The 5,655-nt window shown below is 45.6% G+C and carries 11 protein-coding genes and 2 pseudogenes; 12 read left to right on the top strand and 1 reads right to left on the bottom strand.

The features are described from left to right. Positions 1-86 precede the first annotated feature (86 nt). The 12 genes and pseudogenes from DXA05_RS25550 (at position 87) to DXA05_RS25495 (ending at position 5,004) form a co-directional block, all read left to right on the top strand. Positions 87-716 (top strand): recombinase family protein, encoded by a 630-nt coding sequence (locus tag DXA05_RS25550; protein WP_004319940.1) that lies wholly within the window; start codon positions 87-89, stop codon positions 714-716. Between the two features lie 3 nt (positions 717-719). Further along, entirely contained in the window at positions 720-1,265 is a 546-nt protein-coding gene (locus DXA05_RS25545) for a hypothetical protein (protein WP_004319938.1), read from the top strand. A 23-nt stretch (positions 1,266-1,288) separates the two neighbouring features. Then, positions 1,289-1,567 (top strand): thioredoxin, encoded by a 279-nt coding sequence (gene trxA / locus DXA05_RS25540; RefSeq protein ID WP_128859768.1) that lies wholly within the window; start codon positions 1,289-1,291, stop codon positions 1,565-1,567. 10 nt (positions 1,568-1,577) lie between these two features. Continuing rightward, complete coding sequence (locus DXA05_RS28215; protein WP_284515707.1) at positions 1,578-1,850, top strand: DUF6155 family protein; 273 nt, start codon at positions 1,578-1,580, stop codon at positions 1,848-1,850. A 20-nt stretch (positions 1,851-1,870) separates the two neighbouring features. Further along, positions 1,871-2,149: a hypothetical protein gene (locus DXA05_RS28210; protein ID WP_284515706.1), complete on the top strand. Its 279-nt coding sequence runs from the start codon at positions 1,871-1,873 to the stop codon at positions 2,147-2,149. A gap of 17 nt (positions 2,150-2,166) precedes the next feature. Then, entirely contained in the window at positions 2,167-2,412 is a 246-nt protein-coding gene (locus DXA05_RS25530) for a hypothetical protein (protein WP_004319932.1), read from the top strand. Positions 2,413-2,595: 183 nt separating this feature from the next. Continuing rightward, positions 2,596-3,032, top strand: a pseudogene (locus tag DXA05_RS25520) (DUF4186 domain-containing protein). Next, a complete protein-coding gene (locus DXA05_RS25515; RefSeq protein ID WP_072067344.1) occupies positions 3,029-3,235 on the top strand; it encodes a hypothetical protein in 207 nt (68 codons plus the stop codon). The pseudogene DXA05_RS25520 and the gene DXA05_RS25515 overlap by 4 nt, the downstream one beginning before the upstream one ends. Positions 3,236-3,244: 9 nt before the next feature. Then, positions 3,245-3,478, top strand: coding sequence for a hypothetical protein (locus tag DXA05_RS25510; RefSeq protein ID WP_060451178.1), 234 nt, complete (start codon positions 3,245-3,247; stop codon positions 3,476-3,478). 12 nt (positions 3,479-3,490) lie between these two features. Further along, a pseudogene (locus DXA05_RS25505) lies at positions 3,491-4,056 on the top strand (flavin reductase). After that, a complete protein-coding gene (locus DXA05_RS25500) occupies positions 4,053-4,808 on the top strand; it encodes an MBL fold metallo-hydrolase (RefSeq protein WP_072067345.1) in 756 nt (251 codons plus the stop codon). Before DXA05_RS25505 ends, DXA05_RS25500 begins: the two are co-directional and overlap by 4 nt. 16 nt (positions 4,809-4,824) lie before the next feature. Then, entirely contained in the window at positions 4,825-5,004 is a 180-nt protein-coding gene (locus DXA05_RS25495) for a transcriptional regulator (RefSeq protein WP_004319923.1), read from the top strand. A 301-nt stretch (positions 5,005-5,305) separates the two neighbouring features. On the opposite strand, the gene DXA05_RS25490 is transcribed toward DXA05_RS25495, so the two are convergent. Beyond that, positions 5,306-5,655: SLOG family protein (locus DXA05_RS25490; protein ID WP_004319921.1), on the bottom strand; the 350-nt coding region annotated here is incomplete at its 5' end.

Here is a 5,655-nt window from a genome sequence, read left to right as displayed (position 1 = left end):
AAGTATGATTTTTCGTTCAAGTATGATTGTTTCTCGGAAAAATAGTGTACCTTTGCACTTGATTTCATTTAATAGCGTACAACAGTATGGCAAAAGTAGGTTACATCTTCATCGCCACCAATGGCGAAGAGTATGCAGAAGACAAGGCTTGGATGCAGCAATACGGCTGTGTACAGGTGATAGAAGAACTGTCCGAACACGAGAGGCTGCGCCCGATGTGGAAGCAGCTAATATCGAGTCTGGAGCGCGGCGACGAGCTGGTGGTGTCGAGATTCAGCAACGCACTGCGTGGCACCCGTGAACTGGCTACATTCATAGAATACTGCCGTGTGAAGGTGGTTCGCATCATCTCCATCCAAGACCGCATCGATACTTTTGACGAACTTTTCCCCGACACCAAGCCCTCACAGGTCATCCGTATGTTCGGGTCACTCTCTGAGGAGTGTGCCGTGCTGCGCAAGGCATCGGCACACATCATCCATCTGCAACAGAATATCCGGCCGCCCAAGAAGTCGGAAAGGGCACTGTCGAAGCTGGAGCGTGAGAAGAATATCGTGAACATGTACAACGAGGGGCACAGCATTGATGACATCTTCGCTATCAGTGGCTTCACAAGCCGAAGTTCCGTGTTCCGTATACTCAACAAGCATGGTGTGACGCTGAACCGTGGGCCGCACAGCGGACCATTGAAGAAAAGGAATAAAAGAGAGGAATAAGAAATGGAAGATATTAGAAAGGTTTTCACGATTCAATGGGTTGGTCCATTTGATACTTTTACGTCTTTGTCCGAGTATTTGAATGACCCAAATACTTGTGACTGTCATTTGTTCAGCTTTTATTATTGTTCGGGTAGCAAAAAAGGTAAAGGGCATCCCATTAGCAAGGATGACTATCGGTATTTTGGCCTCCATCGCTCTGGAACACCAATACATACGAGAGTGGCTTCTTGGCACGAACATTTAAGAAACTTTCGAGAACCTTTTTCTTTATGGATTGGTAGTTTTAGCGATTCGACTCAACAGACTCCACAAAACGTTGAGGACGTTGAAACAGTTTTCATTTCGACATACAAGGATGTCCTTACAGAAAACACACAAAAGAAAAAGGCAACACCTAAAGAAAGCATCTGTATCATAAACCTTTGGTATAGGTCTAATGAGAAAAGATGGTTGAATAAGAAACGAGACATCAAGATCTTCGATGATGTGCTTATTTATGAGGCAGAAAGCATGACCTATTCCAAAGGTAATTTGTCAATAGTTTAAAATATGGAACATTCAAAGACGTTATATCAGGCGACCAACTGGTCTTGGTCGATTTCTTCGCCACATGGTGCCAGCCATGCAAGATGATGCACCCCATCCTGAAGCAGGTGAAGGAAGTGTTGGGTGACAGAATACGCATCATCAAGGTGGATGTGGACAAGTATGGGGTGGCTGCAAGCCAGTATGGCATACAGTCTGTGCCCACATTGATGCTGTTCAGACACGGCGAAGTGTTGTGGAGGACGAGCGGTGTGATGCAGAAATCAGAGTTGCTGGCAACGATTGACCCGTTTTTAAGATAAAAGAGCAGAAATGTCAAAATCTAAATTAAAGTCTGTCCTCATGTCCATGGACAAGAGTGAAATAATAAAAATGGTATTGGAACTTTATTCTGCACGGAAAGAGGCAAAGGAATATCTTGACTTCTATGCAGAGCCGAATGAGGGTCAGAAGTTGGAAGAGTACAAGCACATCATACGAGAAGAGTTCTATCCGAGCAGAAACAGAGAGCCAAAGACACGCTTCTCAGTGTGCCGCAAGGCATTGTCCGACTTCAAGAAACTGAAGCCTCGGAAGATTCTATAGCAGAATTGATGGTGTTCTATATGGAGAACGCCTGTCAGTTCACTTACGACTATGGAGACATGTGGGAGCAATTCTATGATTCTGTTGAGAGTAATTTCGACAAGACATTGCGCCACATCGTGCTATATGACCTTTGGGACAAGTATGATTCCCGAATCAAGCAATGCCTTCGTTGGGCAAGCCCTTGTGGATGGGGATTTCCTGACGCACTGAATGATATGTATGAGGAAATGAAGGCGCATAATGAGGAACTCCGAAAGAAATACAGGAATTTCAAGATGCCCATCAACGCTGATTAATAAACGAATATACTCAAATGGGGAAACCGAAGAAAAAACATAAGAAGGCGAAACAACTACCCTTAAGCAAAGAAGAGCAGATTTATCAAGCGGCAAGAGACCTTGCAGCTGAAATTGGCATATCCTATTCTGAGGCATTAGGGTTTACCTTGGGCATAAAGGACGTAACGTATGGTTGGGAAGACGACTATACGGAAGAAGAGTTTCAGGCACTGATTGACCATGCTGTGGGAGACACTGATTATGAGCACACCCTCTATTGAATCATCTACACGAGAGGAACGTTTGGATTACGTTCTGAATGAATGGAAATGCCTACACAACTGTGAGATATGCGGCAAATGCCATGTTCTGAAAGGCAGAAGTGAGGAAATGCTCTATGCCGACTATATTGACGGCAAGCGGTCATATATGGATATAACACTGGAAATAAGAAGTAACAGATAATGATGTCACAGAAATACATATATCCATCGTTGTTCCAGGAGGAGGATCCGCATGAGAGCATTCCTTCTGAGAAAACAGAGTACGACCTGACCAATCTCTTTGGGAGGCTGGCAAAGTCTGACTTTCGCAGCCGTTTCCATCTGTCCAAGAAAGACAGGGAGTATGTAATGGAAAAGGGATTGCCGACGATACGAAAACACGCAGAGGACTTTGTGGCAAAAAGACTTGCTCCGGCTGTCATACCGAACGACGGCAAACAGACTCCAAGCACGGGCATCCTGTTTTCCTGGCTCAACATGCCACTGGCTGTTGTTGCAGGGGATGCTTCTTCAAGTGGCATCACATCCCAGCAGGCAGGGCACTGACCAAGGAAGAACAGGAATATGCTGTTGCCGTATTGATGGCATGGATTGAAAAGCAGATGAATAAAGGATGAAGATAGAAGAAGCCATAGTATATGTGATGGTAAAGCGAAATGGCGGCATGACAACTGACCAGATTGCCGATGCCATCAATCGTCATGGGCTGCACCTGAGAAAGGACGGTCAGCCTGTGACAAGCAAGCAGGTGTATGCAACAATCTGCCGTTTCCCTGAAATGTTCACAAAAGAAGCTGGCAGAATCATGTTAATGATATGACGTAACGATATGACAATAGATACAACCAACATGTGCTCACACCTTCAGAAGAAGTTGTTTGAACCAGAAGGTGTGTATTATCCTATATGGCAAGCCATGCAGGATGATGAGACCTTGACGGCTGTGGTGCGAAGCAGGCAGCTGCACATATACAGGAATGGGAAGAAGATCCTCGTTCTGGCAGGCAAGGCACAACCGAAAGTAATACGAGAAGATAAGTTGAATGAATTGATAACACAATAAAAAGAAGTAAGAATGAAATCATTTGGACAAAAATCGTGGATGCTTCCACAGCCGGTACTGATTATCGGCACATACGACAAGAACGGCAAGCCCAATGCAATGAACGCTGCTTGGGGCGGTCAATGGGACGCAAAGGAGATTATGATTGCCATGGGCGCACATGCCACTACGGAGAACCTGAACAACTGCCCCGACTTCACCGTGGCATTTGCTACAAAGCAGACCATGGTGGCAGCAGATTTCGTAGGCATCGTATCTGCCAAGAACGATGCGGATAAGATGGCGAAGACAGGTTGGAACGTCGAGAAGGCAGAGAATATCAACGCTCCCGTCTTTACAGACTTCCCCATGACATTGGAATGTCGCATCAAAGAGAAAATCGATGAGTCACCAGAGGGTTATTATATCGTGGCAGAGATAGTAAACATTCTCGTAGATGAAAAGTATCTTGCGAGAATGGCAAGCCAGATATGGAGAAGATGGAACTCATCGTGTTCGATCCCATACATCACGGCTACATTGAGCTTGGCAAGACAGTTGGTCACGCATTCTCAGACGGTAAGGCTTTGAAGGGATGATACTCAGATACATCTTCCATAGCGGCTTCTTGCTTGAAACGTCTCAATGCATCCTGGTATTTGACTACTGGATGGATCCTGCTGGTGTCATGAGTGTGTACATGAATACATGTAAACCTGTGTACGTGTTTTCAAGTCACTTCCATGAAGACCACTTCACAAAAGAAATCTTCAAGTGGAAGAATCGCATTCCCAATGTCACATACATTCTGTCAAAGGACATACTCAAACGAAGAAGAGCTCAGAAAGAGGATGCAGATGTTTGGATGGTAAAAGGAACAGTCTGGGAAGATGAGTATCTGAAAGTGACAGCAACAGGCAGTAACGATAGCGGTGTAAGCTGGATAGTAGAAACTGAAGGAAAAACTATCTTTCACGCAGGAGACCTATGCAACTGGTACGCACGCTTCCTCGCCGACAACACACCTGAAGGAGAGGTCTTCAGCGAAGAGTTCGGTCAATATATCAATCCTGTGGCGGAGGAAAAGCGATTCCTTGGTGAACTTAAAGACATTCGAAAGATAACTGATTCCTTTGACCTCGTGATGTTTCCTGTGGACGAACGCATCGGTAACGGCTATACGCTGGGAGGAAGGCAGTTTATTGAACGTTTCAAGGTTGGAATGTTTGTCCCGATGCACTTTGTCATGAGTGGATTTGAGAGTGTATGGCGCATGGAACCTTTCTGCAAAGAGAAGGAAGTTCCCTTTTGGTGTATCGAGCATGAAGGAGACAGCATAACAATTTCATAATCAAATCATCAAAACAATGGACGCAAAAGAAAAAGTATTGGCAACAATGAAGGAGGCTGGTCAGCCTCTCAACGCAGGTAAAATCGCAGAACTCAGCGGTCTCGACCGCAAAGAGGTTGATTCTGCAATGAAACAGTTGAAGGCAGAGGGTGCAATCGTCTCTCCTGTGCGTTGCAAATGGGCACCTGCAGAGTAAGGTTTATACTGCTGTCTTGAAATATAGGCAGCAGTATCTTTAGTTTTTATCAAAATGTTAAGGTGAGGAATCTGAATATCCTTGCCTACGGACATGAATATCCGCTGCATCTTTTTGGGGTAAGGTGCAGACGTGTGGCTGTCAGCGTATCTTGGATTAGAAACGCTTAGCGGTCACGGCGAAAGTCATTTCGTCTCTCTCCGCCGAACAAAGCTCTGAGCACATTGCCCAAAGCTCCGAACACGAAGCAGCAAACGATGATTGCAACAATATCGTCCATAAGCATTTTCTGTTTTATGGGTTATACACTATTATGAAGATTCACTATGTCCAAGCCCTGCTGCTTGGCTTCTCTGACGGTGTAGAATGTGCCGCCCTTGGGATTGCCATTGAAGTAGGCAATGAGCCGTGAACTGCGGTTGACCATGTAGTCGTTGCGCCTCAGAAGGCAGCCATTATAGTATCGCTCGCTCAATACGACCACGTCATCCACGATGCGTAGGATGGCATCATATTTGGCTTGCTCTTCCTTGCCCCACCTATCAGACTGACCACGGAACGGCACAACGGCTATCACCTGCAAGTCCTTCAACTCGCATTGCAACGAAAGGGCGGCTTCTGCCGCCAGCAGGTCAAATCCCATTGCCATGC

It is taken from the genome of Bacteroides sp. AM54-2NS, from assembly GCF_003602935.1.
GTDB lineage: Bacteria > Bacteroidota > Bacteroidia > Bacteroidales > Bacteroidaceae > Bacteroides > Bacteroides xylanisolvens.
The sequence above is the reverse complement of the archived record's forward strand: the minus strand, read 5'-3'. Positions and strand labels throughout refer to the sequence as shown.